The organism is Pseudomonas fluorescens (assembly GCF_902497775.2).
GTDB classification, from domain to species: domain Bacteria; phylum Pseudomonadota; class Gammaproteobacteria; order Pseudomonadales; family Pseudomonadaceae; genus Aquipseudomonas; species Aquipseudomonas putida_F.
This window is the reverse complement of record NZ_OZ024668.1, coordinates 71,258-96,730: the sequence shown is the minus strand read 5'-3', so window position 1 is coordinate 96,730 and position 25,473 is coordinate 71,258. Positions and strand designations below refer to the sequence as shown.

The 25,473-nt window shown below is 63.7% G+C and carries 29 protein-coding genes and 1 riboswitch; of the genes, 13 read left to right on the top strand and 16 right to left on the bottom strand.

What is annotated here, in order from left to right; translation table 11 throughout:
- Nucleotides 1-28 precede the first annotated feature (28 nt).
- Nucleotides 29-173: riboswitch (FMN riboswitch) on the top strand.
- Between the two features lie 79 nt (nucleotides 174-252).
- Entirely contained in the window at nucleotides 253-903 is a 651-nt protein-coding gene (gene ribB / locus F8N82_RS00510; protein ID WP_026001301.1) for a 3,4-dihydroxy-2-butanone-4-phosphate synthase, read from the top strand.
- Between the two features lie 211 nt (nucleotides 904-1,114).
- Here ribB and F8N82_RS00505 read toward each other — a convergent pair whose 3' ends face one another.
- Genes F8N82_RS00505 through F8N82_RS00495 form a run of 3 tightly spaced genes read right to left on the bottom strand, consistent with a single transcriptional unit; the run spans nucleotide 1,115 to nucleotide 4,861 of the window.
- Nucleotides 1,115-2,320: an SGNH/GDSL hydrolase family protein gene (locus tag F8N82_RS00505; RefSeq protein ID WP_038998545.1), complete on the bottom strand. Its 1,206-nt coding sequence runs from the start codon at nucleotides 2,318-2,320 to the stop codon at nucleotides 1,115-1,117.
- Complete coding sequence (locus F8N82_RS00500; RefSeq protein ID WP_038998544.1) at nucleotides 2,320-3,471, bottom strand: SGNH/GDSL hydrolase family protein; 1,152 nt, start codon at nucleotides 3,469-3,471, stop codon at nucleotides 2,320-2,322. The genes F8N82_RS00505 and F8N82_RS00500 overlap by 1 nt, the downstream gene beginning before the upstream one ends.
- Nucleotides 3,458-4,861, bottom strand: a complete 1,404-nt coding sequence (locus tag F8N82_RS00495; protein WP_038998543.1) for an MBOAT family O-acyltransferase — start codon at nucleotides 4,859-4,861, stop codon at nucleotides 3,458-3,460. Before F8N82_RS00495 ends, F8N82_RS00500 begins: the two co-directional genes overlap by 14 nt.
- 243 nt (nucleotides 4,862-5,104) lie before the next feature.
- Here F8N82_RS00495 and F8N82_RS00490 point away from each other — a divergent pair, with 243 nt between their 5' ends.
- The 4 genes from F8N82_RS00490 to F8N82_RS00475 all read left to right on the top strand — a co-directional run bounded on the left by F8N82_RS00490 (nucleotide 5,105) and on the right by F8N82_RS00475 (nucleotide 10,201).
- Complete coding sequence (locus F8N82_RS00490) at nucleotides 5,105-5,347, top strand: exodeoxyribonuclease VII small subunit (RefSeq protein ID WP_038998542.1); 243 nt, start codon at nucleotides 5,105-5,107, stop codon at nucleotides 5,345-5,347.
- Entirely contained in the window at nucleotides 5,344-6,231 is an 888-nt protein-coding gene (gene ispA / locus F8N82_RS00485) for a (2E,6E)-farnesyl diphosphate synthase (protein ID WP_038998541.1), read from the top strand. Before F8N82_RS00490 ends, ispA begins: the two co-directional genes overlap by 4 nt.
- A gap of 140 nt (nucleotides 6,232-6,371) precedes the next feature.
- Nucleotides 6,372-8,270, top strand: coding sequence for a 1-deoxy-D-xylulose-5-phosphate synthase (gene dxs, locus F8N82_RS00480; RefSeq protein ID WP_038998539.1), 1,899 nt, complete (start codon nucleotides 6,372-6,374; stop codon nucleotides 8,268-8,270).
- Nucleotides 8,271-8,347: 77 nt separating this feature from the next.
- Nucleotides 8,348-10,201, top strand: coding sequence for a TonB-dependent receptor domain-containing protein (locus F8N82_RS00475; RefSeq protein ID WP_038998538.1), 1,854 nt, complete (start codon nucleotides 8,348-8,350; stop codon nucleotides 10,199-10,201).
- On the opposite strand, the gene F8N82_RS00470 is transcribed toward F8N82_RS00475, so the two are convergent.
- The 12 genes from F8N82_RS00470 to nrdR form a co-directional block, all read right to left on the bottom strand.
- Nucleotides 10,179-10,988, bottom strand: coding sequence for a cobalamin-binding protein (locus F8N82_RS00470; protein WP_038998537.1), 810 nt, complete (start codon nucleotides 10,986-10,988; stop codon nucleotides 10,179-10,181). The two genes, F8N82_RS00475 and F8N82_RS00470, sit on opposite strands and share 23 nt — an antisense overlap.
- Nucleotides 10,988-11,407, bottom strand: a complete 420-nt coding sequence (locus F8N82_RS00465) for a hypothetical protein (protein WP_038998535.1) — start codon at nucleotides 11,405-11,407, stop codon at nucleotides 10,988-10,990. Before F8N82_RS00465 ends, F8N82_RS00470 begins: the two co-directional genes overlap by 1 nt.
- Nucleotides 11,404-12,021, bottom strand: a complete 618-nt coding sequence (ribA, locus tag F8N82_RS00460) for a GTP cyclohydrolase II (protein WP_010222848.1) — start codon at nucleotides 12,019-12,021, stop codon at nucleotides 11,404-11,406. The genes F8N82_RS00465 and ribA overlap by 4 nt, the downstream gene beginning before the upstream one ends.
- 113 nt (nucleotides 12,022-12,134) lie before the next feature.
- Nucleotides 12,135-12,887, bottom strand: a complete 753-nt coding sequence (locus F8N82_RS00455; protein ID WP_038998534.1) for a substrate-binding periplasmic protein — start codon at nucleotides 12,885-12,887, stop codon at nucleotides 12,135-12,137.
- A gap of 12 nt (nucleotides 12,888-12,899) precedes the next feature.
- Nucleotides 12,900-13,403 (bottom strand): phosphatidylglycerophosphatase A family protein, encoded by a 504-nt coding sequence (locus tag F8N82_RS00450; protein WP_038998532.1) that lies wholly within the window; start codon nucleotides 13,401-13,403, stop codon nucleotides 12,900-12,902.
- Nucleotides 13,400-14,365: a thiamine-phosphate kinase gene (thiL, locus tag F8N82_RS00445; protein ID WP_338918543.1), complete on the bottom strand. Its 966-nt coding sequence runs from the start codon at nucleotides 14,363-14,365 to the stop codon at nucleotides 13,400-13,402. Before thiL ends, F8N82_RS00450 begins: the two co-directional genes overlap by 4 nt.
- 18 nt (nucleotides 14,366-14,383) lie before the next feature.
- Nucleotides 14,384-14,884, bottom strand: a complete 501-nt coding sequence (nusB, locus tag F8N82_RS00440; protein WP_038998530.1) for a transcription antitermination factor NusB — start codon at nucleotides 14,882-14,884, stop codon at nucleotides 14,384-14,386.
- Nucleotides 14,881-15,357, bottom strand: a complete 477-nt coding sequence (gene ribH / locus F8N82_RS00435) for a 6,7-dimethyl-8-ribityllumazine synthase (protein ID WP_010222842.1) — start codon at nucleotides 15,355-15,357, stop codon at nucleotides 14,881-14,883. Before ribH ends, nusB begins: the two co-directional genes overlap by 4 nt.
- Before the next feature lie 89 nt (nucleotides 15,358-15,446).
- Nucleotides 15,447-16,541, bottom strand: a complete 1,095-nt coding sequence (gene ribBA / locus F8N82_RS00430) for a bifunctional 3,4-dihydroxy-2-butanone-4-phosphate synthase/GTP cyclohydrolase II (RefSeq protein ID WP_038998529.1) — start codon at nucleotides 16,539-16,541, stop codon at nucleotides 15,447-15,449.
- An 18-nt stretch (nucleotides 16,542-16,559) separates the two neighbouring features.
- Complete coding sequence (locus tag F8N82_RS00425; RefSeq protein WP_038998528.1) at nucleotides 16,560-17,225, bottom strand: riboflavin synthase; 666 nt, start codon at nucleotides 17,223-17,225, stop codon at nucleotides 16,560-16,562.
- Between the two features lie 45 nt (nucleotides 17,226-17,270).
- The gene (gene ribD / locus F8N82_RS00420; protein ID WP_038998527.1) at nucleotides 17,271-18,401 is read right to left on the bottom strand and encodes a bifunctional diaminohydroxyphosphoribosylaminopyrimidine deaminase/5-amino-6-(5-phosphoribosylamino)uracil reductase RibD; all 1,131 of its coding nucleotides are present in this window, start codon (nucleotides 18,399-18,401) and stop codon (nucleotides 17,271-17,273) included.
- A 2-nt stretch (nucleotides 18,402-18,403) separates the two neighbouring features.
- Nucleotides 18,404-18,868, bottom strand: coding sequence for a transcriptional regulator NrdR (nrdR, locus tag F8N82_RS00415; protein ID WP_010222838.1), 465 nt, complete (start codon nucleotides 18,866-18,868; stop codon nucleotides 18,404-18,406).
- 107 nt (nucleotides 18,869-18,975) lie between these two features.
- Between nrdR and F8N82_RS00410 the strand changes: the two genes are divergently transcribed.
- The 3 genes from F8N82_RS00410 to trxA are packed head-to-tail and all read left to right on the top strand — an operon-like array spanning nucleotide 18,976 to nucleotide 20,985.
- Nucleotides 18,976-19,422 (top strand): lipoprotein, encoded by a 447-nt coding sequence (locus F8N82_RS00410; protein WP_038998525.1) that lies wholly within the window; start codon nucleotides 18,976-18,978, stop codon nucleotides 19,420-19,422.
- Entirely contained in the window at nucleotides 19,422-20,081 is a 660-nt protein-coding gene (locus F8N82_RS00405; protein ID WP_038998524.1) for a class I SAM-dependent methyltransferase, read from the top strand. The genes F8N82_RS00410 and F8N82_RS00405 overlap by 1 nt, the downstream gene beginning before the upstream one ends.
- 31 nt (nucleotides 20,082-20,112) lie before the next feature.
- Nucleotides 20,113-20,985 carry a thioredoxin gene (gene trxA, locus F8N82_RS00400; RefSeq protein ID WP_038998523.1) on the top strand — a complete coding sequence of 291 codons (873 nt, stop codon included), beginning with the start codon at nucleotides 20,113-20,115 and terminating at the stop codon, nucleotides 20,983-20,985.
- Nucleotides 20,986-21,052: 67 nt separating this feature from the next.
- Here trxA and F8N82_RS00395 read toward each other — a convergent pair whose 3' ends face one another.
- The gene (locus tag F8N82_RS00395) at nucleotides 21,053-21,397 is read right to left on the bottom strand and encodes a hypothetical protein (protein ID WP_095163161.1); all 345 of its coding nucleotides are present in this window, start codon (nucleotides 21,395-21,397) and stop codon (nucleotides 21,053-21,055) included.
- A 132-nt stretch (nucleotides 21,398-21,529) separates the two neighbouring features.
- Here F8N82_RS00395 and F8N82_RS00390 point away from each other — a divergent pair, with 132 nt between their 5' ends.
- The 5 genes from F8N82_RS00390 (at nucleotide 21,530) to F8N82_RS00370 (ending at nucleotide 25,454) form a co-directional block, all read left to right on the top strand.
- Nucleotides 21,530-22,108: a DUF2796 domain-containing protein gene (locus F8N82_RS00390; protein WP_095163160.1), complete on the top strand. Its 579-nt coding sequence runs from the start codon at nucleotides 21,530-21,532 to the stop codon at nucleotides 22,106-22,108.
- A gap of 46 nt (nucleotides 22,109-22,154) precedes the next feature.
- Entirely contained in the window at nucleotides 22,155-22,874 is a 720-nt protein-coding gene (locus tag F8N82_RS00385) for an ABC transporter ATP-binding protein (protein WP_038998521.1), read from the top strand.
- Nucleotides 22,874-24,139 (top strand): ABC transporter permease, encoded by a 1,266-nt coding sequence (locus F8N82_RS00380; protein WP_038998520.1) that lies wholly within the window; start codon nucleotides 22,874-22,876, stop codon nucleotides 24,137-24,139. Before F8N82_RS00385 ends, F8N82_RS00380 begins: the two co-directional genes overlap by 1 nt.
- Before the next feature lie 8 nt (nucleotides 24,140-24,147).
- Nucleotides 24,148-24,660, top strand: a complete 513-nt coding sequence (locus tag F8N82_RS00375; RefSeq protein ID WP_038998519.1) for a DUF3299 domain-containing protein — start codon at nucleotides 24,148-24,150, stop codon at nucleotides 24,658-24,660.
- A 110-nt stretch (nucleotides 24,661-24,770) separates the two neighbouring features.
- Nucleotides 24,771-25,454 (top strand): OmpW/AlkL family protein, encoded by a 684-nt coding sequence (locus tag F8N82_RS00370; RefSeq protein WP_038998518.1) that lies wholly within the window; start codon nucleotides 24,771-24,773, stop codon nucleotides 25,452-25,454.
- Nucleotides 25,455-25,473 lie beyond the last annotated feature (19 nt).

Here is a 25,473-nt window from a genome sequence, read left to right as displayed (position 1 = left end):
AACCTGATGGCACTCTGATGTATGCTTGGTCGGTCTTCAGGGCGGGGTGCAAGTCCCCACCGGCGGTAAATCGAAAGATGAGCCCGCGAGCGCTTCGGCCTTTTGGTCGAGGGTCAGCAGATCTGGTGAGACTCCAGAGCCGACGGTTATAGTCCGGATGAAAGAAGGCGTCAGGTCAGGGCCATCAGGCGCCCTGGCGCACGCATTTTGTTCGCCCTGAAACGTTCATCGATCACTTACGAGGAGCGTTTCATGTCCCCTTTGCACCGCAAGCAATTCCCTAACGTCGCTGCCGCCGTCGCTGCCTACCAGGCCGGTAAACCCGTGCTGTTGCTCGATGACGACGACCGCGAGGACGAGGCGGATATCATTGCCGCCGCCGAAAACATCAGCCTCGAAACCATGGCCATGATGATCCGCGATTGCAGCGGCATCGTCTGCCTGTGCCTGGATGAAACCACCGTTGACGAGCTGTCGCTGGCACCCATGGTGCCGAACAATCGCGCCCGCCACGGCACCGGATTCACCGTGACCATCGAAGCCGCTGAAGGTGTGTCCACCGGCGTCTCGGCCCAGGACCGCATCACCACTATCCAGGCAGCACTGGACTCGACCAGCGCCGACATGCGCATCGTCAGCCCTGGCCACGTGTTCCCGCTGCGTTCGCGTGATGGTGGCGTACTCACCCGCCGCGGTCACACCGAAGGCTCGGTGGACCTTGCACGCCTGGCGGGCCTGCGCCCAGCGGCAGTGCTGTGCGAACTGATGAACCCCGACGGCAGCATGGCCCGTGGTGAACAGGTGGCCGTGTACGCCAAGCAGTATTCGCTGCCGGTGCTGACCATCGACGAGCTGGCGCGCTATCGCCAGGCCGCCTTGACGCCAGCCCTGGAAAGCGCCTGAAAAATATTCTGTTCGAGAAAATTTACAGCCCTGCAGACAGCTACTAAGGTGAATGCAGAGGAGTGAATCGCGGCTGATTCAAGGCAGTCGCATCGTGCTGAGCGGGAGCAGTTTCATGCCCCCGGATTTGCCTCTATTAGGGGGCGGGAAGACGACTTCATGGGGCGCCGCAAGCCAACCCGGAGTCGTCCCCGCCTCTACTTTTTTCTGCTTACTTCAAGCCCAGCTGAGTGCGCAAAAAGTCGTGCAGGCCGACTGCGCTTTTCTTGTAGCCGTCTGCAGTCAGGTGCACCAGATCGCCACGGGCCAGTCCCGAAGCCTGCCAGCCGGCAATCGAACACTGCCCGCCCATATACGCCTGCCAGTCCCAGAACAGCGCGTTGGCCTGCTTGGCCGCCTGACGCTGGATGCGGATCACCTGGGCCAGCTGTTGCGGCTGGCGCGCGGCGCAGCTACGGGCCTTGCGCTGCTTGATCGAATCCGGCGGACCGACCAGCAGTATCACCGCGCGCGGCAGGTCCTTGCGCAGGCGCTTGAGGGTATTGCGCAATTGCGTCTGGTACAGGCTCAGGTCCAGGGTGTCGTCAAAGGCTTCGTTGGTGCCGTAGGCAAGGATCACCAGGTCCGGGCGCAGGGTCTTGAGGTTGTCCTGCCAACCGGCCTGCCATTTGTCCTGCACGTCAAGGCGCGCGCCATTGATGCCCAGCGCCGAATAGATCACCCCGGCATTCTTCTGACTCTGGATGTACCAGCCACCCAGCAGCGTGCCTGGCCGACTGTTGACGGTCAGGTCCAGCGGCAGGCCAAGGTTGCTGACCTGCGGACCGAAGCGCCACTGCCCGCCGGTGGCCGCCAGCATGCGCTGGTTACGGCTACGGCCATCGCGCAGCACCAGGCTGCTGTTCTCGCGCGCCTGGTACAGGGCCTGCACCCGATAGCGTTGCGCGGTAGGCTCGCGGGCCTCGATACGTACGCTGGGGTTGGCCGCCGTCGGCACCGACAGGTAACCGCCAAGCGGGAACTGGGTGCTCTGCTGATTACGCGCCGACACCAGCTCCCACTGGCGCTTGGCGGTTTTCAGGATGACCTGGTCGTAGCGGGTGCCCGGCACTGGCGAGGCAGCGATCAGGCCGATGCCGCCGTCGCCATAGCGTGCTTGCAGCAGGCGGCGCATCTCGCCACTGAACAGGTCGGCAGCGGTATGCGAGTCGCCGAACTGGATGATATTGACCGGCGCGCGGTTGGCGTTCTTGAACTTGCCCGCCAGTACCGCCAGGTTGCCATCGACGCGGTTGGCCGGGGCTTTGGCCGCCGTATTGGCTGGCTTGGCCGTGGTATTGACCGCCGCCACCGGGCTACAGCCCGGTAGCGCGCAGATCAGCAGGGCCAGCCCCAGAATGTTGTGCAGTCGCCGCATCAGTGTCCCGTTACAGTGAGGCCGGGAAAGGCGATCATCGAGAGAATCCGTTCCGAGATCAGCTTCTGTCCGGTGGTGGTGAAATGGATGCCGTCATCGACCCGGGTCTTGATCCGTTTACCCTCTGCGTTCTGCAAGGTATAGGAGAAGCTGTCGTCGGTGTAACCGAGGACCGGGTTGGCCGAGACGTAATGCTGTTGATACAGGCCGGCCTGTTGTTCGTACAGCCCGCTCAGATAAGCCATGGCCGTAGACAGCTTGGGCTTCTGCATGTTCGGTGGCCCGACCCAGATCACCTGCACATTGTGCGCACGGGCCTGTTCGAGGATCGAGTCGATACGCTGGCGGTAGGTGACTTCCCACTCCGGCGATTTGAAGCGCAAGAACGGCTTGCCCTTGCCCTGGGGCATGTCCCACGGGTCGTTGGGGCCGAGGAAGATCACCATCAGGCGAATGTTCGGCTCGCTCTCCAGGGTCTTGGCCACGGTCTGCGGCCAGTTGAAGAAACCTGGATAGGCAAGGCCGGTGCTCTGCCGGCTGAGGTTGACGCTCTTGATCTGGTAGCGCTTGCGCAGGCTGTTGGCCAGGTGCGGGGCAACGCCCTGCATCAGCGAATCGCCGACCAGGAACACTTCATCCCCCGCCGCCAGGGACACCACGGTGCCCGCTTGCAGAGGCGCCGCCTGGGTAACCGGTGCAATCGGCTGGGCCACAGGGGCTGCGACAGGTGCCGCCACCGCCGGCGCAACGGCCACGACCTTGACTGGCGCCGGCTTGCTGACCGCCGGGTGGGCAGCGACTGGTGGTTTGTCCAGATGCACCGGAACCACCGGCATCGGCAACGGCAGCTCGACCGTGTCGCTGGCCTCAACCTTGGCGACCATCACCGCTTCGCTGCGTTTATCCAGGCTGTCGATGAAGCTGTCGCGGGCATCGCCCAGGGCATGGGTCAGGTTGCCGCCCAGGCGCCAGGCCGGGCTCTGGCCGAGCACCGGCAGCTCGCAGCTCTGGTGATACTTCTGCTGGCAGTACAGGCTGATCGAGTCCTGGTTCAGCCAGAACAACAACAGCGTGGTGATGACAATGGCGTAGAAAGCCTTGGCGGCTCCCAGCTGCGAAGACAGCAAACGACCGGCATTAGAAGCTTGCATAGATGAACCCCGGCACGCCCGATTGCGAAGCAAAAATGACCAAGGAAATGAACAGCCCCAGCGGTATTGGATACAGCTGCCAGGGCAAGCGCGTAGTCGTTGCGAAGAACTGGCGCAGCAGCACCAGCAACTGCGGGTAGACGGCAACATACAGCACGCTCACCAGCAACAGCAGGCCCGTGCTGGAGAACAATCCATCGAAGCTCAGACCGCCAATACCGGCAAGCATGTCCATGGCTTCATCAAGGCTCGCGTTGCGGAAGAAGATCCAGGCAAAGGCCACGTAGTGGAAGGTCAGCAAGCGCGCCGCCAAACCGGCGCCCGGCCAGCGCATCGGCTGCGGCAGGATGTAGGTCGAGGCCTTGTACAGCGCCAGACCGATGCCGTGCAGCGCACCCCAGATGATGAAGTTGATGCTCGCCCCGTGCCACAGGCCGGAAATCAGCATCGCCAGCAGCATGTTCAGGTTGCCGCGCCACACTCCCTGGCGATTGCCGCCCAGGGGAATGTAGACATAGTCGCGAATGAACAGCGACAGGCTGATGTGCCAGCGGCCCCAGAATTCCTTGAGGTTGTGCGCGGCATAAGGGGCATTGAAGTTGTCAGGCAGGCGAAAGCCCAGCAGCAAGGCGATGCCGGTGACCAGGTTGGTGTAGCCGCTGAAGTTGAAATAGATCAGGAAGCTGTAGCCATACACGCTCAGCAGGATCTGCTCGGGCGAGTAACTGCCCGGCGTCTCGAACACCGGGTCGACCCACTCGCTGGCCAGCCAGGCGCTGCAGAAGAACAGCTTGACCACTGCCAGGGCAATCAGGCCCAGGGCCCGTTGCGGCTCGAGCACTTCACGGATACTGCTTGAGCGAATCTGCGGCAGCATATGGCTGGCGCGGTTGACCGGGCCGGCAATCAGGCTGGGGAAGAACGCCAGGTACAGCGCCAGGTCGAACGCCGAGGCCGAGGGCATTTCGCGGCGATTGATCGACACCAGGTAGCTGACCGAGTGAAAGGCGTAGAACGACAGGCCGATCGGCACCAGCACTTCCAGCACCGGCAACGACACATCGAGCCCGGCACTGGCCAGGGCGCCCTGCACGCCACCGACAAAAAATTCCTGGTACTTGAACAGATAAAAGCAACCGAGCACCAGCAGCAACACCAGCAAATAGCTGAAGCGCCGCCCGGGATAACGCTCACCGACCAGGCCCAACAGGTACACCAGGGCGCTGTAGCCCAGCAGGATATACAGGGAGTTGAAGCTGAAACTGGCCACCAGGCCGTAACTGGCCGCCAGCAGCAGGACGTTCTGCAGGCGGACGCTCCAGCACAGGCTCCAATAGACGATGAAAAACAGTGTGAAGCAGAGGCCGAACTCGATCGAAAGGAAGCTCACAACGTAGTCCATTACGTGACAACAGAAATAGGAGGCTTCACCGCCAGAAAGCCACGGGGTAAAGCGGGCGCGATTATGGCAGAGAGCCACAACCCCTCACAATGCGAGCCCTGCAGAAAAATCAAGACTTCGTCGCTGGCCTTTGTGCAACAGAATGCGACCAAAGATCGCCCCTATCGATTTGCTCCCCCCGCCCCGCTCTGCTAGTGTCGCGCCGTTTATACTGCCACCGAGACAGCCGCCATGGCCCGAAAAAAAGCCTCCATTGATTTCGAGCAATCCCTCGCCGACCTGCAGGTCCTGGTCGAGCGCCTGGAGAACGGCGAGCTGTCGCTGGAAGACTCGCTGACCGCCTTCGAACAGGGCATCAGCCTGACCCGCGACTGCCAGAGCGCCCTGGCCCAGGCCGAACAGAAGGTCCAGGTGCTGCTGGAGCGCGATGGCGAGCTCGCTGCCGAGCCTTTCGACGCGGACCAGCCAGAATGATCGGCGCGTACCAGGCCAGTTGCCAGGCGCGGGTCGATGCCGCCCTCGAACAACTGTTCATCGCCCCTTCGGTTGAGCTTACCCGCCTCTATGAAGCCATGCGCTACAGCGTCATGAACGGCGGCAAACGGGTGCGCCCGCTGCTCGCCTACGCCGCTTGCCAAGCCCTTGGGGCAGCGCCGGAACAGGCCAACGGTGCGGCCTGCGCAGTTGAACTGATTCACGCCTATTCGCTGGTGCACGACGACTTGCCGGCCATGGACGATGACGACCTGCGCCGCGGACAGCCAACCACCCACAAGGCCTTTGATGAAGCCTGCGCGATCCTCGCTGGCGACGGTCTGCAGAGCCTGGCCTTCAGCGCCCTGCTCGACCCGCAGCTGAGCCCGCAGCAAGACAGCATCCGCCTGGCCATGGTCCAGACCCTGGCGTTGGCGGCAGGCCCGGCCGGCATGGTCGGCGGCCAGGCCATCGACCTGGGTTCGGTGGGCCTCAAGCTCGACCAGACGGCGCTGGAGTTCATGCACCGGCACAAGACCGGCGCGCTGATCGAAGCCAGCGTCAGGCTCGGCGCCCTGGCCAGCGCCCGCGCCGACCAGACCCAGCTCAAGGCCCTGCAAACTTATGCCCAGGCCATCGGCCTGGCCTTTCAAGTCCAGGACGATATCCTCGACGTCGAGAGCGACACCGAAACCCTGGGCAAGCGCCAGGGCGCCGACATTGCCCGCGACAAGCCGACCTACCCGGCCCTACTCGGGCTCGACGCGGCCAAGGCCTATGCCCTGGAACTGCGCGACCAGGCCCTGCATGCCCTGCGTCCGTTTGACGCGGCGGCCGAGCCGCTGCGCGAACTTGCGCGTTATATCGTTGAACGGCGTAATTAAGCGCAAACCGCATCGCGGGGCAAGCCCGCTCCCACAGAGATCACTGTAGGAGCGGGCTTGCCCCGCGATTAGCTCAAATGGGCAGCCAACACCGCAATAAGGTAAACTGCCGCCACTTCATATCTATAACGATTCGCCTGATGCCCACGACGTTTCAAGAGATCCCCCGCGAACGCCCGGTCACGCCGCTGCTTGACCGTGCCGATACGCCCGCCGGCTTGCGCCGCCTGGCTGAAGCCGACCTGGAGAGCCTGGCCGACGAGTTGCGCCAGGAATTGCTCTATACCGTTGGTCAGACCGGCGGGCATTTCGGTGCCGGCCTGGGCGTCATCGAGCTGACGATCGCCCTGCACTACGTCTTCGACACCCCGGACGACCGCCTGGTGTGGGACGTCGGTCATCAGGCCTATCCGCACAAGATCCTCACCGGTCGCCGCCAGCGCATGAACACCCTGCGCCAGAAGGACGGCCTGGCCGCCTTCCCGCGCCGCGCCGAGAGCGAGTACGACACCTTTGGTGTCGGTCACTCCAGCACCTCGATCAGTGCGGCCCTGGGCATGGCCATCGCCGCCCGTCTGCAGAACGATCCGCGCAAGTCCATTGCCGTGATCGGCGACGGCGCGCTGACCGCCGGCATGGCGTTCGAGGCGTTGAACCACGCCCAGGAAGTCGACGCCGACATGCTGGTGATCCTCAACGACAACGACATGTCGATTTCGCGCAATGTCGGCGGCCTCTCCAACTACCTGGCCAAGATCCTCTCCAGCCGCACCTACTCGAGCATGCGCGAGGGCAGCAAGAAGGTCCTGTCGCGCCTGCCGGGCGCCTGGGAAATCGCCCGGCGCACCGAAGAGTACGCCAAGGGCATGCTGGTGCCCGGCACCCTGTTCGAAGAGCTGGGCTGGAACTACATCGGCCCGATCGATGGCCACGACCTGCCGACCCTGATCACCACCTTGCGCAACATGCGTGACCTCAAGGGCCCGCAGTTCCTGCATGTGGTGACCAAGAAAGGCAAGGGCTTCGCCCCGGCCGAAGTCGATCCGATCGGCTACCACGCGATCACCAAGCTCGAGCCTGTGGACAAACCCGCCACCGCGCCGAAACAAGCCGCTGGACCGAAGTACTCGGCAGTGTTTGGCCAATGGCTGTGCGACATGGCAGCCGCCGACCAACGCCTGGTCGGCATCACCCCGGCGATGAAAGAAGGCTCCGACCTGGTGGCCTTCAGCGAGCGTTACCCGGATCGCTACTTCGACGTGGCCATCGCCGAACAGCACGCGGTAACCCTGGCCGCGGGCATGGCCTGCGAAGGCGCCAAACCGGTGGTGGCGATCTATTCGACCTTCCTCCAGCGCGCCTACGACCAGCTGATCCATGACGTCGCGGTGCAGAACCTCGACGTGCTGTTCGCCATTGACCGCGCCGGCCTGGTCGGCGAAGACGGCCCGACCCACGCGGGCAGCTTCGACCTGTCGTTCCTGCGCTGCATCCCCGGCATGCTGGTGATGACCCCGAGCGACGAAAACGAGCTGCGCAAGATGCTCAGCACCGGCCACCTGTACAACGGCCCGGCAGCGGTGCGCTACCCACGTGGCAGCGGCCCGAACGCGACCATCGAGAGCAACCTCGAGCCGCTGGAAATCGGCAAGGGCATCGTGCGCCGCCAAGGCAGCAAAGTCGCCCTGCTGGTATTCGGCGTGCAACTGAGCGAAGCCCTGAAGGTTGCCGAGCAGATCGACGCCACCGTGGTCGACATGCGTTTTGTCAAACCACTGGATGAGGCCCTGGTGCGCGAGATCGCCGGCAGCCACGAACTGCTGGTGAGCATCGAAGAGAACGCCATCATGGGCGGCGCCGGTGCGGCCGTGAGCGAGTTCCTCACGCGTGAAGCCGTGCTCAAGCCGATGTTGCACCTGGGCCTGCCCGATGTGTATGTCGAGCATGCCAAGCCTGCCCAGATGCTCGCCGAGTGCGGCCTGGATGCGGCCGGGATCGAGGCTTCGGTGCGTCAGCGGATGCAACTGCTCGGTCTTTAGGACCTCATCGCGGGTCAAGCCCGCTCCTACAGGTCTTGTAGGAGCGGGCTTGACCCGCGATAGCAATGGAACACCCCATGCCCTACCTGCGCCTCGCCCCCTTCCTGCTATGCCTGCCGAGCACCCTGCTGGCCGCCCCGATCGACCGCGAAAGCGCCCTGAAGCTGCCCAATACGCTGATCAGCGCCAACCGCCAAGTCGAAGACCGCACACAAACCAGCGCCGCCAACACGGTCTTCACCCGTGACGACATCGACCGCCTGCAGCCTTCCAGCGTCACTGACCTGCTGACCCATGTACCCGGCGTTCAGGTCTCGCGCACCGGCGGACGGGGCAGCTTGCCCGGTATCTTCATTCGCGGCACCAAGTCGGCCCAGAGCCTGGTACTGGTCGACGGCGTACGCATCGCCAACACTTCGTCCGGCGACAGCGGCCTGCAGTTTCTCAACATCGATCAGATCGAACGGATCGAAGTGCTGCGCGGTTCGCGCTCGGCGATCTACGGCAGCGATGCGATTGGTGGGGTGATCCAGATCTTTACCCGCCGCGCCGCCAAGCCCGGCCTGCAACCACGCCTGCACCTGGCCGGCGGCAGCAACCAGAGCTGGCAACGAGACGTTGGCCTCTCGGGCGGTGACGAGCGCACCCGTTTCAACCTCGCCGCCGGTCTCGACGAAACCGCCGGCATCAACGCCACCCGTGAGTCGTTCCCGGCCAACGGCGATCACGATGCCTACCGCAACAAGAGCCTGAGCCTGAACCTCAGCCATGTCGCCAGCGACGCGCTGGAGCTGGGCCTGAACCTGCTCGACAGCCGTGGGCGCAGCGAGTACGACAACCTGTTTGGCGACCGCAGCCAACCCTATACCGACTTCAATCTCAGCAGCATCGGCACCTACGCCGACGCACAGCTCACCGAGATGTGGCATTCACGCCTGGAACTGGGCCACAGCGAGAACCGCGATACCAAGCGCGACTCATTGCAGCCGGGCGGGAGCGAGTTCAACACCTACCGCGACTCGATCAACTGGCAGAACGATCTGAGCCTGGATGAGCGCAACAACCTGCTGCTGGGTGGCGATTGGTACCAGGACCGTCTGCACGCCAGTACGCCTCTGGACGAAGACAGCCGCTGGAATCGCGCCGCCTTCGTGCAACATCGCTACAAGGGCGACAACTTCAGCACCGAAGTGGGCGTGCGCCGCGACCAGAACCAGCAGTTCGGCAGCCAGAACAGCTGGAGCGCCAGCCTTGGCTTGCCGCTCAACGCCGACAACGACCTGCTGCTGTCCTACAGCGAAGGCTTCCGTGCGCCGACTTTCAACGATCTCTACTACCCGGACTACGGCAACCCTGACCTTAAACCCGAACGCTCGAAGAGCTACGAGCTGCAATGGCGCAGCCAACTGGCTGAAACCACCCGGCTGGAGGCGTCGCTGTACCGCACCGACCTGCGCAATGCGATCTCCCTGGGCCCCAACTTCATCCCACACAATGTCGGCTCGGCGCGCATCAATGGTGTTGAAGCGAGCCTGCATCAGGATTGGTTCGGCTGGCAGAGCAGCCTCGGCCTGGCGCTGATCGACCCACGTGACCGCGACTCCGGGCACACCCTGGAACGCCGCGCCCGCCGCACCCTGAGCCTGGACCTTGATCGCCAGTTCGAACGCCTGGGCCTCGGCGCCAGTTGGCAGGCGGTCAGCAGCAGTTACGCGGACGCCGACAACAAACGCTCACTCAGTGGCTACGGCCTGCTCGGCTTGCGCGGCAGTTGGAACCTGAGCCGCGAGATTCGCCTGGAGCTCAAGGCCGATAACCTGCTGGATAAAGCCTACAGCCGCGCGCAGTACCGTTATGGCGCAGGCTTCGCTGACTACCGCGAAGAAGGTCGCACCTGGCTGCTGGGCGTCACCTGGACGCCGGCGCTTTAGCCTGCAGCAGCGCACACAGCTTCGCCGTCGCTTCGATCATCTGCCCGCTGGGACGCTCAAGACCCTTGTCCGGTACCTGCAACAGCAGGCCATCGCGCACGGCAGCGACGTGCGGCCAAGCCTTCCAGGCATCGAGCTGAAGCTGGTCGGGAGCGAGGATCACCTGGGGATTGCGCGCCAGCACGGTCTCCAGATTGACCTGTGGCGCCGGCTGAGTGAGGTCGGCAAACACGTTACGGGCACCGCAGACGCTCAGCGCATCGGAGATGATCTGGTAACCGCCAACGGTATACAGCGGCTTGTCCCAGACCTGATAGAACACTGTCAGGGCACGCTCGCGATGGTACTGCTGGCGCAGCGCGGCAAGGCGGTTGCGCAGGGCTGCGGACAGCTGCCTGCCTTGCTCCTTGCGCCCGATGCGCACACCAATTTCGTCGACCTGGGACACCAGGTCATCCAGCTCGTACACATCGACGCTATACAGCGGGATACCCAGGCGTTCGAGCTGCGCACGCTGGGCCGCCGGCACGCTGCCCGGCCAGTACAACACCAGGTCCGGGCGTACGCTGAGCAGGCGCTCCATGTCCAGCTGACCGTAGCGGCCCACCAACGGTACGGCGCTTAACTGTGCCGGTCGTTCGTGCCACTCGGCCATGCCTACCAGCAGGTCGGCGGCCTGCAGGTCGAGGATGATTTCGCTGATCGAGGGCGCCAGGCTGACCACCCGCGGCGCTGCCGCCAGCGGCATGCCGAGGGCCAGGAGCAACAACCACAGGTAACGGCGCATCAGCCGAGCTGGCGAGGGATACGGTAGAGGTAAAGCAGGACCACGCTGGAAATCGCCAGGAGGATCTGCGGCACCGCCTCAAGCCCGACGAATACCGACAGCGCGGCAACCCAGGCCGGCAGGCAGGCGAACAGCATGCCCAAGCGACGAATGCGCGCCAGCTCGATCCAGGCCGCAGGCTCGTCGTCTGTATTGAGGGCTTTCTGGGTGGCGATCAACCCATGCTTGTAGGCGCCGAAGCGCGGCAGGCTGAGGAACATTGAGGCCACACCGGCGATGAACATCGGCATGGCCAGGATCGGGATCAGCGCCTGCACACCGCCAAAGGCCCAGGCAAACACCAGCAACGGCGCCAGCGCCACAGCCAGGTACTGCCACCAGGCCAGCTCCAGGCGACGACGAACCTGGGCACGGGTCACGCCCGACCGGCCTCGCCCTGGTGCTCGTTGCCCATCATGTGGCCGAGCTTGCCGGCTTTGGTCGCCAGGTAGTGTTTGTTGTGCGGGTTGTGGCCGGTGTGCAGCGGCACACGCTCGGCAACCGGGATACCCATGCCGGTCAGCGCTTTGACCTTGCGCGGGTTGTTGGTCATCAGCCGCAGCGACTTGACCCCCAGGTGTTCGAGCATCGGCTGGCACATGCCGTAGTCGCGCTGGTCGGCGGCAAAGCCCAGGCGCTCGTTGGCTTCGACGGTATCGGCACCGCCATCTTGCAGTTCGTAGGCGCGGATCTTGTTCAGCAGGCCAATGCCCCGACCTTCCTGGCGCAAGTACAGCAGCACGCCCCGGCCTTCACGAGCGATGGCCTGCAGCGCGGCCTCAAGTTGTGAACCGCAGTCGCAGCGTTGGCTGAACAAGGCATCGCCGGTCAGGCATTCGGAATGCAGGCGCCCCAGAACCGGCTGTCCGTCGGCCACATCACCCAGGCTGAGCACGACGTGCTCGCGACCGGTGGCTTCATCGAGAAAACCATGCATGGTGAAGGTTGCAAACGGGGTAGGCAGCTTGGAAGCGGCAACAAAAACGACGGGCACGTTGTGCTCCTGATCTGAAAGCTTGATAAAAAAAGTCAACCGATTGTATCAGTATGTGGCCGGGGTGCTCAGGTGGAATGTTTGTTCAAACCCATCGAGACGTACGATTGGACCTACTCAGCCCGGCCTCCCTTGTCGAACGGATAAGGCTGCGACCAACGACGGAAAATATCGCGCAGCTCACCACTGGCGACCAGCTTGTCCATGCGCTGGTCGAACAAGTTGCGCAATGCCTTGCCTTCGGCACTGCGGGAAAACGCCAGGTACAGCGGCAATTCGGCCAGGTGGGAGCGGCGAAAAAGCTGCGGTTTGGCGGCCTGCCCGAGCACATAGTCGACTTCGGTCAGGGCATCGATGTAGAAGTCGACGCGATCATGTTCAAGCATCGGCAGGATGCCCTCGCGACGTTGAATCTCACGAAAGCGCCCGACATTGGGCAGGTAATTCTTGTAGTCGTAGCCACGCACCCAGGCCAGGCGAAACTGCCCGAGGGTCTGTTGGGTGGGGACAGGACGGGTCGCCAGGCCCAGGGCATAGATATGGTCCATATCGAAATGCCAACGCGGGTAGAGGTTATCGGCGTTCTCTTCGTGATAGGAGCCAACCCAGGCATCCGCCTCACCGCGCTTGACCAGACCGACCGCACGGCTGTAAGGCGCACTCTGGATCCGGACCTTGACCCCGGCCGGCTCGAACACCTTGCGCAGCACTTCCCAGGCCAGGCCGCTGCCATCGGCGTTGGTGTAGTCGAGCCACTCCTCACTGACCAGGCGGACCTGACCCGGCGTCGTTGCAGGCGCATCAGCCGCCCGTACCGCACTTCCCACCAGGACCAGCAATAACAGCAACAGCCGCCATCCAGTCATCGCCCAGCTCCCTTAAGTAAAGCTCCATACCAGAACCTGCATGCCCAGCCAGGCAAATACCCCGGCCAGCACGTCGTCGAGCATGATACCCACACCGCCATGCACATGGCGGTCAACCCAGCGAATAGGCCAGGGCTTGAGGATGTCGAAAAAGCGGAACATCAAAAAGCCCGCCAGCAGCCACTGCCACCCTTCCGGCACCAGCCACAGGGTAATCCACATGCCGACCATTTCGTCCCAGACGATGCCTTCGTGGTCGTGCACTTTCAAATCGTCGGCAACCTTGCCGCACAGCCAGAAGCCGAACAGCATGGTCAGGCCGAGCATCAGCCAGTAGCCCCAGTCGGGCAGCATCTGCCACAACGGGATAAAGGGTAGAGCCACCAGCGAACCCCAGGTTCCCGGGGCCTTGGGCAAGGTCCCGGAGCCGAAGCCGAAAGCCAGGAAATGCCAGGGATTGCGCCAGACCGACGGCGGAACGAACTCCGCTGGCACCTGTTTGGGGTGATCGGTCACGGTGTCTCCTTAAAATGTTGATAGCCCCGGGTATGCGGGGTGATGTCCTGGCCACAGCCATCGAGCAGGCGCACGCCGATGCCGGCAGTGACCCGCCCGACCACATGGATCGGCCAGCCGGCCGCCAGCAGCGGCGCAAGTTCGGTTTCGGGCAGGGTAAAAGCCAGGACGTAATCGTCGCCCCCGGCCAGTGCCGCCTGTTGCGCGCCTTCGCGGCCGCAAAAGGCCTGCAAGGCCGCCGACAACGGCAGCCGCTCCAACTCGACCTGCAAAGCCACCTGCGACGCCTTGGCGATATGGCCACAATCAGCGAGCAGGCCGTCGGAGATGTCCAGTGCAGCCGTAGCCTTGCCGCGCAGCGCCTGGCCCAGTGCCAGTTGCGGCTGCGGCGACCAGTATTGAGCGAGCAGCGGACCTGCTTGCACAGCATCGCCCGAGCGCTCGCCCAGCACCAGCGGCAAGGCCCCAGCGGCATTGCCCAGGTCGCGGCCAACGCACAGCAGGTCACCGGCGCGGGCACCGCCGCGGGTCAGGGCCTGGCCAGCCGGGACGCGGCCGAAAACGGTCATGGTCAGGCTCAGCGGGCCACGGGTGGTGTCACCGCCGATCAGGCTCAGGCGGCAGCTTTCAGCCATCTGGTTCAAACCACGGGCATAGCCCTGCAGCCAGTCGGCGCGAACCTCCGGCAGAGTCAGGGCAAGGGTAAAACCGATGGGCGTGGCGCCCATGGCCGCCAGGTCACTGGCAGCGACGGCCAGCGAACGCTGACCGAGCAGAAAAGGGTCGCAGACAGCCGGGAAATGCACCCCGGCCACCAGCGTATCGGTGGAGATCGCCAACTGTTCGCCAGGCGGCAGGCTGAGCAAGGCGCAATCATCGCCTATACCCAGTGCCACATGTTCGCCGCCTTGCGCACAGGACGCGGCGGCGAAGTAATGACGGATCAGCTCGAACTCACCCATTGGTGCAAAGCGCCGGAATCAGCGCTTGAACGCCTTGACTTCGGCTTCACGCAGGCGTGGTGCCAGCTTGTCGAGCACGCCGTTGACGAACTTGTGGCCGTCGGTGGCGCCAAACACTTTGGCCAGTTCCACGCCTTCGTTGATCACGACGCGGTACGGCACATCCGCGCGCATCATGAACTCCCAGGTGGACAGGCGCAGCACCGCCAGCTCAACCGGATCGAGCTCTTCAAGGGCCAGGTCCAGGCAAGGCTTGAGTGCTTCGTCGATTTCGACTTTCTTCGTCGGAACTCCGTGAAGGATTTCGCGGAAGTAGGCACCGTCGACATCGGTGAAATCGTTATCGACCCGGAACTGCGCTTCGATCTCGTTCAGCGACTGCTTGGCCATGTGCCATTGGTACAGGGCCTGAGTCGCGAGCTGACGGGCTTCGCGACGCTTGGCGCTTTTCGATGGCTTGCCAGCATCCGCAGGTTTTGGATCGCGCGGGTTGAAACGATCGCTTTCGTCGCTAATCACTTGGCCTCCAACTGCGCCAGCAGGCTGACCATTTCCAGAGCGGACAGGGCAGCTTCGGCGCCCTTGTTGCCGGCCTTGGTGCCGGAACGCTCAATGGCCTGTTCGATCGAATCGACGGTCAGGACACCGAAGGAGACCGGCACGCCGAACTCCATGGACACCTGGGCCAGGCCCTTGGTGCATTCGCCCGCAACGTATTCAAAGTGCGGAGTACCACCACGGATCACGGCGCCCAGGGCGATGATCGCGGCATATTCGCTTTGCTGGGCGACTTTCTGTGCTACCAGCGGGATTTCGAAGGCACCCGGGGCACGGATGATGGTGATGTCGCTTTCGTTCACACCGTGGCGAACCAGGGCGTCAACGGCACCGCTCACCAGGCTTTCGACGACGAAGCTGTTGAAGCGGCCAACCACCAAAGCATAGCGACCTTTGGGGGCGATGAAGGTACCTTCGATGGTCTTCAGGGTCATTCCGGAGTTCTCATCTTAAAGAGCCAGGCCGCAAACGGGCGGCCTGTGGGGGTTTGGGACACGAATGGCAGCGCGACAAACCGCCTGCTTTATTCGGAGGGCACGTATTCTACAACTTCCAGATCGAATCCGGATATCGCATTGAACTTCATTGGCGAACTCATCAGACGCATTTTGCGCACGCCGAGGTCGCGCAGGATCTGCGAACCTGCACCCACAGTGCTGTAGGTGGTCGGGGTTTTCGCTTGCGCGCCAGCGTCGGCGCTTTCGCGAATGTGCGCCAGCAGCACGTCGCCATCGAGCGGGTGACCGAGCAGCAGCACCACACCGCTGCCAGCGTCTGCAACGGCGCTCATGGCCGCGCGCAGGCTCCAGCGGCCCGGTTGCTTGACCATCAGCAGGTCGCGCAGCGGGTCCATGTTGTGCACCCGTACCAGGGTCGGTTCTTCGGCGCAGATGTTGCCCAGGGTCAGGGCCATGTGCACGTCGCCCTCGACCGAATCACGGTAGGTGACCAGGTTGAAATGGCCCAGCTCGCTGTCCAGCGGCTGCTCGGAAACCCGCTGAACGGTACGTTCGTGGATCATCCGGTAGTGGATCAGGTCGGCAATGGTGCCGATCTTGATGTTGTGTTCGGCAGCGAAGGTCTCAAGCTCGGCGCGACGGGACATGGTGCCGTCATCGTTCATCACCTCGCAGATCACCCCGCTCGGCTCGAAACCGGCCATGCGCGCCAGGTCGCAGGCCGCTTCGGTGTGACCGGCACGGGCCAGGGTACCGCCAGGCTGAGCCATCAGCGGGAAGATGTGGCCGGGGCTAACGATGTCTTCGGCCTTGGCATCACGGGCGGCGGCCGCCTGCACGGTGCGCGCGCGGTCGGCGGCGGAAATGCCGGTGGTGACGCCGGTGGCGGCTTCGATCGACACGGTGAACTTGGTGCCGAAGCCCGAGCCATTGCGTGGGGCCATCAACGGCAGCTTGAGCGTTTCGCAGCGCTCGCGCGACATCGGCATGCAGATCAGACCACGGGCGTGCTTGGCCATGAAGTTGATGTGTTCGGCCTTGCAGCACTCGGCGGCCATGATCAGGTCGCCTTCGTTCTCGCGGTCTTCGTCATCCATGAGGATGACCATTTTGCCCTGGCGAATGTCTTCGACCAGTTCTTCGATGCTGTTGAGCGCCACTGGGCACCCCCTTTCAAATCAGGATTTCAGGTAGCCGTTGGCGGCCAGGAAACTTTCGGTGATACCGCTGCCTTTACTTGGCTCGGCGGCCTTGTCACCCAGCAGCAGGCGCTCCAGGTAACGTGCCAGCAGGTCGACCTCAAGGTTCACCCGACGACCTGGACGGTAGTCGGCCATGATAGTTTCGGCCAAGGTGTGCGGGACGATGGTCAGCTCGAACTCGGCGCCATCGACCACGTTCACCGTCAGGCTGGTGCCGTCGACGGTGATCGAGCCCTTGTGGGCAATGTATTTGGCCAGCTCTTTGGGCGCACGGATGCGGAACTGGATGGCGCGGGCGTTATCGCTGCGCGAGACCACTTCGCCAACGCCGTCGACGTGGCCGCTGACCAGGTGACCGCCCAGGCGGGTGGTCGGCGTCAGGGCTTTTTCGAGGTTGACCCGGCTGCCGCTTTTGAGCTCGCTGAAAGCGGTGCAGTCGAGGGTTTCACGGCTGACGTCGGCCCAGAAGCCATCGCCAGGCAGCTCGACCGCAGTCAGGCACACGCCGTTGACGGCGATGCTGTCGCCCAGTTTGACGTCGCCCAGGTCGAGCTTGCCGGTTTCGACATACACCCGCACGTCACCGCCTTTGGGGGTCAGAGAACGGATGCTGCCAATCGATTCGATGATGCCGGTGAACATGGAGTCCTCCTCGAAAACAGGGCTGCGCGTGGCGCTAGCCGCAAATTATACGCCGGGCGCAGGCTTGGGTACTGCAGTGACTCGCCAGTCATCGCCTACTGCGCGCATTTCGGTGATCTGCAAATGGGGCGCCTGGCTCATTGTATCCAGGGGCCAGTCGAGCAATGGCCGGGCACTGGAGCCAAGAATGCGCCCGGCGACAAAAATCTGGTACTCGTCGATCAGGCCTTGGCGGGCAAAGGCGCCAACCAGGCCGGCACCGGCTTCGACCAGCACTTCGCTGGCGCCGCGGGCCGCCAGCTCGAGCATCAGCGCCGGCAGGTCGACGCGGCCATCGCGGCCGGGCAGGCTTAGCAGCTCATGGCCGGCCTGGGCATAGCGCGGGTCGGCTGCCGCAGCAGTCACCACCAGGGCCGGACCGGCTGTAAAGAACGGCGCATCCAGCGGCACACGCAAGCGGCCGTCGATCAACACCCGCAAAGGCGGACGGGCCAGGGCCAGCGCAGTAGTTTCAGGGTCCAGGCCCAGCTCGTCACCGCGCACAGTCATCCGCGCGTTGTCGGCCAGCACGCTTTCGGCGCTGGTCAGCACCACGCTGGAACGTGCGCGCAAACGCTGCACTGCCGAGCGCGCCGCCGGGCCGGTAATCCACTGGCTCTCGCCGCTGGCCATGGCCGTGCGGCCGTCCAGGCTCATCGCCAGCTTGGCCCGAACGAACGGCAGGCCGTGTTCCATGCGCTTGAGAAAGCCCGGGTTCAAGGCGCGGGATTCAGCTTCGAGCACACCGCTGGCGACCTCGACACCCACATCGGCCAAACGCTTGAGGCCGTTGCCGGCGACTTGCGGATTGGGGTCTTGCATGGCTGCTACCACCCGCGCCACACCAGCCTTGACCAGCGCCTCGGCACAGGGCGGCGTGCGCCCGTGGTGGCTGCACGGCTCAAGGGTGACGTAGGCGCAGGCGCCGCGGGCCAGCTCGCCGGCCTGGCGCAAGGCATGCACTTCGGCATGGGGCTCGCCGGCACGCACGTGCCAGCCTTCGCCGACGATCTGGCCGTCACGGACGATCACGCAGCCGACGCGCGGGTTCGGGTGGGTGGAGTACAGGCCCTTGCGGGCCAACTCGATGGCCCGGGCCATGTAATACGCATCAAGGACCGCGCGTTCGCTGGACATGCTCACTCTTTAGCCGGCACACGGGCCAGGCGGTCGATTTCTTCACGGAACTCGTTGAGGTCCTGGAAGCGCCGGTACACGGAGGCAAAGCGGATATAGGCGACTTCATCGAGCTTTTGCAGTTCGGCCATCACCAGCTCGCCGACGACCAGCGACTTGATCTCGCGTTCGCCGGTGGCCCGCAGCTTGTGCTTGATGTGCGCCAGCGCCGCTTCCAGGCGCTCGACGCTGACCGGACGTTTTTCCAGGGCGCGCTGCATACCGGCGCGCAGTTTTTCTTCGTCGAAAGGCTGACGGCTGCCGTCCTGCTTGATCAGCCGGGGCAGAACCAGTTCGGCGGTTTCGAAGGTGGTGAAGCGCTCACCGCAGGCTACGCATTCGCGCCGACGGCGCACTTGCTCGCCCTCGGCAACCAGTCGCGAGTCGATGACCTTGGTGTCGTTGGCACCGCAGAAGGGACAGTGCATGGTGGCAGGCAACAAAAAAAGGGAGGGCCATGGTAGCGCATCCCACTGGCAAGACAAGCCAAAGGGGTTACCATCCAGTGAGGAAATATGCCGCGAAGGAATTCCCCATGCCATTAAGAGCGCTTGTCGTGCTCAGTTTCGCCGCCCTGCTGGCCGCTTGCAGTAGCGATAAACCCCAGCCAGTACCGGCACCAAAAGCCCCTGTAGCCAGCAAACCGGCCAAGGAGCTCGGGCCCTTGCCGGCCTATCAGCGCGAGTTGAGCGGCACCTTGCTGAACATCCCGGCCGGCGCCGACGTCGAACTGGCCCTGCTGGTGATCGATGAACGTGGCCGCCCGCAAGGCTTGCTGGCCAGCAGCTCGTTCAGCGGCAACGGCCTGGACCTGCCGTTTCGCCTGCGTTTCAACCCCGAGGCCTTTCCGGCCGGGGCGCGGGTTGAGCTGCGTGGTCGCGCGAGCAAATCCGGACAACTGATTCTGCACCTGCCGCCTCTGCGTATCGCCCAGGCCCAAACCCAGGCCACCGGCCCGCTGCGCTTCGAAAAGGCGCCATGATGGCACCGGCTCCGCTGCAACAGGCCTTGAGCGAACTGCTAGGTGACGCGCAACTGGTGGTCAGCGAACTGCCCGAGTGCGCGTTGAAATTGTGGTTGATCGACGCACGGAACATGGACCGCGCCTTCAGTTCCGAGGAAACCCGGCGCATCCTCCACGAGCCGCCATACTGGAGCTTCTGCTGGGCCAGCGGCCTGGCCATGGCGCGCTACCTGGATGAGCATCGGCATTGGGTAACAGGCAAGCGCGTGCTGGATTTTGGCGCAGGCTCCGGGGTTGCCGGGATTGCTGCCGCCAAGGCCGGCGCGCTGGAAGTGGTGGCCTGCGATCTTGATCCGCTGGCGCTGCAGGCCTGCCGGGCCAATGCCGAGCTCAATGAGGTAGAACTGAGCTATTCCAGCGATTTCTTCCAGGAGGCCGACCGTTTCGACCTGATCCTGGTCGCCGATGTGCTCTACGACCGCGCCAACCTGCCGCTGCTGGATGAGTTCCTCAGCCGTGGCCAGCAGGCCTTGGTGGCCGATTCGCGGGTACGGGATTTCAGTCACCCGCTGTACCGGTCGCTGGGTGTGCTGGACGCCCTGACCCTGCCGGACCTGGCCGAGCCCCACGAATTGCGCCGGGTCAGCCTGTACCACGCCAGCCGTCAGCCTTTATAGTGATGCCATTCACGGATTTTCGAGAGTCGCGATGAACCCTGCCACCCCGTACATATTCGACGCCACTGCCGCCGACTTCGATCAGTCGGTGATCCAGAACTCTTTCCACAAACCAGTGCTGGTCGACTTCTGGGCCGAGTGGTGCGCGCCGTGCAAGGCGCTGATGCCGTTGCTGGCGCAGATCACCGAGAGCTATCAGGGCGAGCTGCTGCTGGCCAAGGTCAATTGCGATATCGAGCAGGACATCGTCGCCCGCTTCGGCATCCGCAGCCTGCCGACCGTGGTGTTGTTCAAGGATGGTCAGCCGGTCGACGGCTTTGCCGGTGCCCAGCCGGAGTCGGCGATTCGCGCCCTGCTCGAGCCCCATGTGCAGATGCCACCACCGGCTGCCGCCGATCCGCTGGAACAAGCCCAGGCGCTGTTTGCCGAAGGTCGTTTCAGCGAAGCCGAAAGCACCCTCAAGGCGCTGCTCACTGAAGACAACAGCAATGCCGGCGCGCTGATTCTCTATGCCCGCTGCCTGGCTGAACGGGGCGAGCTGGGTGAAGCCCGGACCGTGCTCGATGCGGTCAAGAGCGACGAGCACAAGGCCGCCCTGGCCGGCGCCAAGGCGCAGCTGACCTTCCTGGGCCTGGCCGCCAGCCTGCCGGAAGTCGCCGACCTGAAAGCGCGCCTGGCGCAGAATGGCGAAGATGATGAAGCGGCCTATCAGCTGTGCATCCAACAGCTGTCGCGCCAGCAATACGAAGCGGCGCTGGAAGGCTTGCTCAAGCTGTTCAAGCGCAATCGCGGCTATGACGGCGCAGTGGCGCACAAGACCTTGCTGCAGGTGTTCGACCTGCTGGGTAACGAGCATCCGCTGGTCGGCACCTACCGCCGCAAGTTGTTTGCTGCCTTGTATTGAATTGATCGCGGGGCAAGCGCGCTCCTACAGATTTTGTAGGAGCGCGCTTGCCCCCGCGATACCCTCATCACCCCACCCAGTGATAAACCGGCGCATCCGCCCCGCTTTGCACCTTCACCTCGGCACTATGACGCAGGCGCACCAGCAAGCGCTTGCCGGCCGCGGTATTCCCCGCCAGCCCTTCCAGATGCTCGAGCAACTCCGGCCCGTTGAGCTGCCCGGCCTTGCGCAGCACCTCGCGCGCCGCCTGCCATAACGCATCATCCGGCCGCGCCGCTGCCACTGGCGCTGCAGCCAGCGCAGGCGCTGGCGTCACCGCGGCCAGCTGACCGCCCAGTTGCGCCCATTCCGCCGGGTCCAGCTCCAGGGTCAGGTCTACCGGCCAGTCGCCGATGTGTCCGCGAATTCGCATGGGTGTGTCCTTGTGCGCAATCAATGGGCCCATGCTCCCACGCCGACGCCTCATCGCCAAGCACACTGGCGCACGCAGAACAAGTTGTTATAACATTACTAAACCTATCCAGTGCCTCTGCGGAGTCCGCCCATGCGTCGTCTGTTGCTTGCCTTGCCGTTTGCCTTGTTGCCCCTGGCCGTCGCCCATGCCCATGAAGACCACGACCACGATCATGACCACGCCCATGGCAGCCTCGCCGCCCATGAGCACGGCGCCGCGCGCCTGAATGTGGTGCTGGACGACAAGACCCTGGAGCTGGAGCTGGACAGCCCGGCGATGAACCTGCTCGGCTTCGAGCATCCGGCCACCAGCGCCGCCGACAAAGCCAAGGTCGCGGCTGTGCGCACACAATTGGAAAAACCATTGGCCCTGTTCGGCCTGGCCAAGACAGCCAACTGCAGCGAAAGTGATCAGGAACTGGAAAGCCCGCTGTTCGGCGACAAGCCGGCAGCCGATGATGACGGCGACGCGCACGAAGGCCACGAGCACAGTGATATCCATGCCCATTACCGGCTGGTCTGCGACAAGCCCGGCGAGCTCAAGAGCCTCGACCTGAGCCCATTGTTCAAGGCGTTCCCCGCCACCCAGAAAATTGCGCTACAACTGATCGGACCCAACGGCCAGCAAGGTGTCGAAGCGACCCCGGCCAAGGCCACGATCAACTTCTGATAGCCCTTTTGCAGCGAAACGCCCGGGGTAACCCAGGCGTTCATTTATGAGCCAGGCACTGATTGAACTGACCGACCTGGGCTTTGCCTGGCCGGGCCAAGCCCCTTTGCTGGATATTCCCGCCCTGCGCCTGGAAGCCGGCGAATCGTTGTTTCTCAAAGGCCCCAGCGGCAGCGGCAAGACCACCCTGCTCGGCCTGCTCGGCGGCGTGCAAAAGCCAGATCGCGGCAGCATCCGCTTGCTCGGCCAGAACCTGAGCGAATTGAAACTGGCCGCCCGCGACCGCTTTCGGGTCGATCACACCGGCTATATCTTCCAGCAGTTCAACCTGCTGCCGTTCCTCTCGGTACGGGAGAACGTCGAACTGCCCTGCCGCTTCTCGCGCAGCCGCGCGCAACGCGCCGCCGAGCGTCACGGCAGTATCGACCAGGCCGCCGCCAGCCTGCTCGCGCACCTGGGCTTGAAAGACCCGGCGCTGCTCGCCCGCCGTGCCGACAGCCTGTCGATCGGCCAGCAGCAGCGCGTTGCCGCTGCCCGCGCCTTGATCGGCCAGCCGGAACTGGTGATCGCTGACGAGCCCACGTCCGCCCTCGACGCCGACACCCGCGAAGCGTTCATCCGCCTGTTGTTCGCCGAGTGCCGGGCGGCTGGCTCCAGTTTGCTGTTCGTCAGCCACGACCAGAGCCTGGCACCGCTGTTCGACCGCCAGCTGTCCCTTGTCGAACTCAACCGCGCGGCCCAGCCGGCCAACGACCTGGAGGCCTGATGTACCTGCTCCGCCTTGCCCTGGCCAGCCTGGCCAACCGCCGCTTCACCGCATTCCTGACCGCCTTTGCCATCGCCCTCTCGGTGTGCCTGCTGCTGGCGGTGGAGCGGGTGCGCACCGAAGCTCGCGCCAGTTTTGCCAGCACCATCAGCGGCACCGACCTGATCGTCGGCGCCCGTTCAGGTTCGGTGAACCTGCTGTTGTATTCGGTGTTTCGCATCGGCAACGCCACCAACAACATTCGCTGGGAAAGTTTCGAACACTACGCCAGCGACAAACGGGTGAAATGGGCCATCCCCCTCTCCTTGGGCGATTCGCACCGCGGCTACCGGGTAATGGGCACCGACGCGCGTTACTTCGAGCACTATCAGTACGGCCGCAAGCAGAACCTGCAACTGGCCGAGGGCCGGCCCTTCGCCAGTGATCCGTTCGAGGTGGTACTCGGCGCTGAAGTGGCCGATGCCCTGCACTACAAGCTTGGCGACAAGCTGGTGCTGGCCCATGGCGTGGCGGCCATCAGCCTGGTCAAGCACGATGACAAGCCCTTCACCGTGGTCGGCGTGCTGCAACGCACCGGCACCCCGGTCGACCGCACCCTGCACATCAGCCTTGGCGGCATGGAAGCCATTCACATCGACTGGCATAACGGCATGCCGGCCCGTGGCGCCGGGCGCATCAGCGCCGAACAGGCACGTAACATGGACCTCAAGCCCACCGCCATCACCGCCTTCATGCTCGGTCTGAACAACAAAGTGGCAACCTTCAGCCTGCAGCGGGAAATCAACGAGTACCGCGGCGAACCGCTGCTGGCGATCCTCCCGGGCGTCGCCCTGCAAGAGCTCTGGAGCCTGATGGGCACGGCTGAGCAGGCGCTGTTCGTGGTCTCGTTGTTCGTGGTGCTGACCGGCCTGATCGGCATGCTCACGGCGATCCTCACCAGCCTCAATGAACGGCGCCGGGAAATGGCCATCCTGCGCTCGGTAGGAGCGCGCCCCTGGCATATTGCCGGACTGCTGGTGCTCGAAGCCCTGGCCCTGGCGGTGGCGGGTATCGTCGCCGGGCTGGCCTTGCTGTACGCCAGCATCACCGTGGCCCAGGGCTACGTGCAGGCCAACTACGGCCTGCTGCTGCCGCTGGCCTGGCCGAGCGCCCATGAGTGGACCCTGCTGGGCATCATTCTTGGCGCCGCCCTGCTAATGGGCAGCGTGCCGGCCTGGCGCGCCTATCGCCAGTCACTTGCCGACGGCCTGTCCATTCACCTGTGAGCACTTCGATGACCCGCGCCCTGCTGCTGTTGCTGTTGATCGCCTCGCCCTTATGGGCAGCCGAACCGCGTACCCTGGAATGGCAGCAACTGATCCCGGCCGGGGCGCCGGTGATCCAGCCGCAGCTGGCGCCGCTGCATGACCTCTCGCAATTGAGCGACGCCCTGGCCGCCGAAGCGGCGCCAGCGGCGCGGCAAACCGCGCCGAATGCACCGGTGGTCAAGGCCCTGGATGGCCAGCAGGTAAAACTGCCGGGCTATATCGTGCCGCTGGAAGTCAGCGAAGAAGGCCGCACCACCGAGTTCCTGCTGGTGCCTTACTACGGCGCCTGCATTCATGTGCCGCCACCGCCGTCGAACCAGATCGTTCACATCTTCAGCGAGATCGGCGTGAAGGTCGAAGACCTCTACCAGCCGTACTGGATCGAAGGCCAGATGCAGGTCAAAGCCACCAGCAGCGAACTGGCCGATGCCGGATACCAGATGGAAGCCGAGAAGATCTACGCATACGAGCTAGAATGAATGGCCGCGTGTCAGCCTTTGACGATTTCATTGAGCTGCGTCAAAAGTCACCGTCCGTCAGCTCCTTACCATTGGACTCATTAAATTCTAAACGTCCTTTGGGAGCTTCCATGAACAAGTCCTTGCTTGGCGCCTCGCTCGTTGCTCTGGCGCTTGCAGCCCCTGTTGCCCACGCCCACCAGGCTGGCGACTTCATCCTGCGTGCCGGTGCGATCACTACCGCTCCCAACGAGAACAGCGGCGACATCAAGCTCGACGGCACCAAGATGTCCGGGACCAAGGCAACTTTGGATAGCGACACCCAGTTGGGCCTGGCTTTCGCCTACATGCTGACCGACCACATCGGCCTCGAGCTGCTGGCCGCCACTCCGTTCCAGCACACCGTGGGCGTCAAGGGCCTGGGCGCTGGCCTGGATGGCAAGCTGGGCGACATCAAGCAACTGCCACCGACCCTGTCGCTGCAGTACTACCCGATGGAAGCTTCGTCGAAGTTCCAGCCTTACGCGGGTATTGGCCTGAACTACACCATGTTCTTTGACGAAGACCTGAGCAGCAACCGCAAGGCTCAAGGCTTCAGCAACATGAAGTTGAAAGATTCGGTCGGCCTGGCCGGTCAGTTGGGCATGGACTACATGATCAACGACAACTTCCTGATCAACGCCGCGGTCTGGTACGTCGATATCGACACCAAGGCCACCATCGACGGCCCGAGCGCCCTGGGCGTTGGCAAGACCAAGGTCGACGTCGATGTCGATCCATGGGTCTACATGGTAGGTGTGGGTTACAAGTTCTAAACGTCGTTTAGACGCACAT

Excerpts from the sequence above, each read along its gene's own strand:
- F8N82_RS00405 (WP_038998524.1), top strand. The coding sequence starts at position 19,422 with ATGGCACCGGCTCCGCTGCAACAGGCCTTGAGCGAACTGCTAGGTGAC.
- F8N82_RS00475 (WP_038998538.1), top strand. The coding sequence starts at position 8,348 with ATGCCCTACCTGCGCCTCGCCCCCTTCCTGCTATGCCTGCCGAGCACC.
- ribD (WP_038998527.1), bottom strand. The coding sequence starts at position 18,401 with ATGTCCAGCGAACGCGCGGTCCTTGATGCGTATTACATGGCCCGGGCC.
- ispA (WP_038998541.1), top strand. The coding sequence starts at position 5,344 with ATGATCGGCGCGTACCAGGCCAGTTGCCAGGCGCGGGTCGATGCCGCC.
- dxs (WP_038998539.1), top strand. The coding sequence starts at position 6,372 with ATGCCCACGACGTTTCAAGAGATCCCCCGCGAACGCCCGGTCACGCCG.
- F8N82_RS00380 (WP_038998520.1), top strand. The coding sequence starts at position 22,874 with ATGTACCTGCTCCGCCTTGCCCTGGCCAGCCTGGCCAACCGCCGCTTC.
- F8N82_RS00375 (WP_038998519.1), top strand. The coding sequence starts at position 24,148 with ATGACCCGCGCCCTGCTGCTGTTGCTGTTGATCGCCTCGCCCTTATGG.
- F8N82_RS00455 (WP_038998534.1), bottom strand. The coding sequence starts at position 12,887 with ATGACTGGATGGCGGCTGTTGCTGTTATTGCTGGTCCTGGTGGGAAGT.
- ribH (WP_010222842.1), bottom strand. The coding sequence starts at position 15,357 with ATGACCCTGAAGACCATCGAAGGTACCTTCATCGCCCCCAAAGGTCGC.
- F8N82_RS00490 (WP_038998542.1), top strand. The coding sequence starts at position 5,105 with ATGGCCCGAAAAAAAGCCTCCATTGATTTCGAGCAATCCCTCGCCGAC.
- F8N82_RS00370 (WP_038998518.1), top strand. The coding sequence starts at position 24,771 with ATGAACAAGTCCTTGCTTGGCGCCTCGCTCGTTGCTCTGGCGCTTGCA.
- F8N82_RS00470 (WP_038998537.1), bottom strand. The coding sequence starts at position 10,988 with ATGCGCCGTTACCTGTGGTTGTTGCTCCTGGCCCTCGGCATGCCGCTG.
- nrdR (WP_010222838.1), bottom strand. The coding sequence starts at position 18,868 with ATGCACTGTCCCTTCTGCGGTGCCAACGACACCAAGGTCATCGACTCG.
- F8N82_RS00390 (WP_095163160.1), top strand. The coding sequence starts at position 21,530 with ATGCGTCGTCTGTTGCTTGCCTTGCCGTTTGCCTTGTTGCCCCTGGCC.
- ribB (WP_026001301.1), top strand. The coding sequence starts at position 253 with ATGTCCCCTTTGCACCGCAAGCAATTCCCTAACGTCGCTGCCGCCGTC.
- F8N82_RS00385 (WP_038998521.1), top strand. The coding sequence starts at position 22,155 with ATGAGCCAGGCACTGATTGAACTGACCGACCTGGGCTTTGCCTGGCCG.
- F8N82_RS00500 (WP_038998544.1), bottom strand. The coding sequence starts at position 3,471 with ATGCAAGCTTCTAATGCCGGTCGTTTGCTGTCTTCGCAGCTGGGAGCC.
- F8N82_RS00425 (WP_038998528.1), bottom strand. The coding sequence starts at position 17,225 with ATGTTCACCGGCATCATCGAATCGATTGGCAGCATCCGTTCTCTGACC.
- thiL (WP_338918543.1), bottom strand. The coding sequence starts at position 14,365 with ATGGGTGAGTTCGAGCTGATCCGTCATTACTTCGCCGCCGCGTCCTGT.
- F8N82_RS00505 (WP_038998545.1), bottom strand. The coding sequence starts at position 2,320 with ATGCGGCGACTGCACAACATTCTGGGGCTGGCCCTGCTGATCTGCGCG.
- F8N82_RS00410 (WP_038998525.1), top strand. The coding sequence starts at position 18,976 with ATGCCATTAAGAGCGCTTGTCGTGCTCAGTTTCGCCGCCCTGCTGGCC.
- trxA (WP_038998523.1), top strand. The coding sequence starts at position 20,113 with ATGAACCCTGCCACCCCGTACATATTCGACGCCACTGCCGCCGACTTC.
- F8N82_RS00395 (WP_095163161.1), bottom strand. The coding sequence starts at position 21,397 with ATGCGAATTCGCGGACACATCGGCGACTGGCCGGTAGACCTGACCCTG.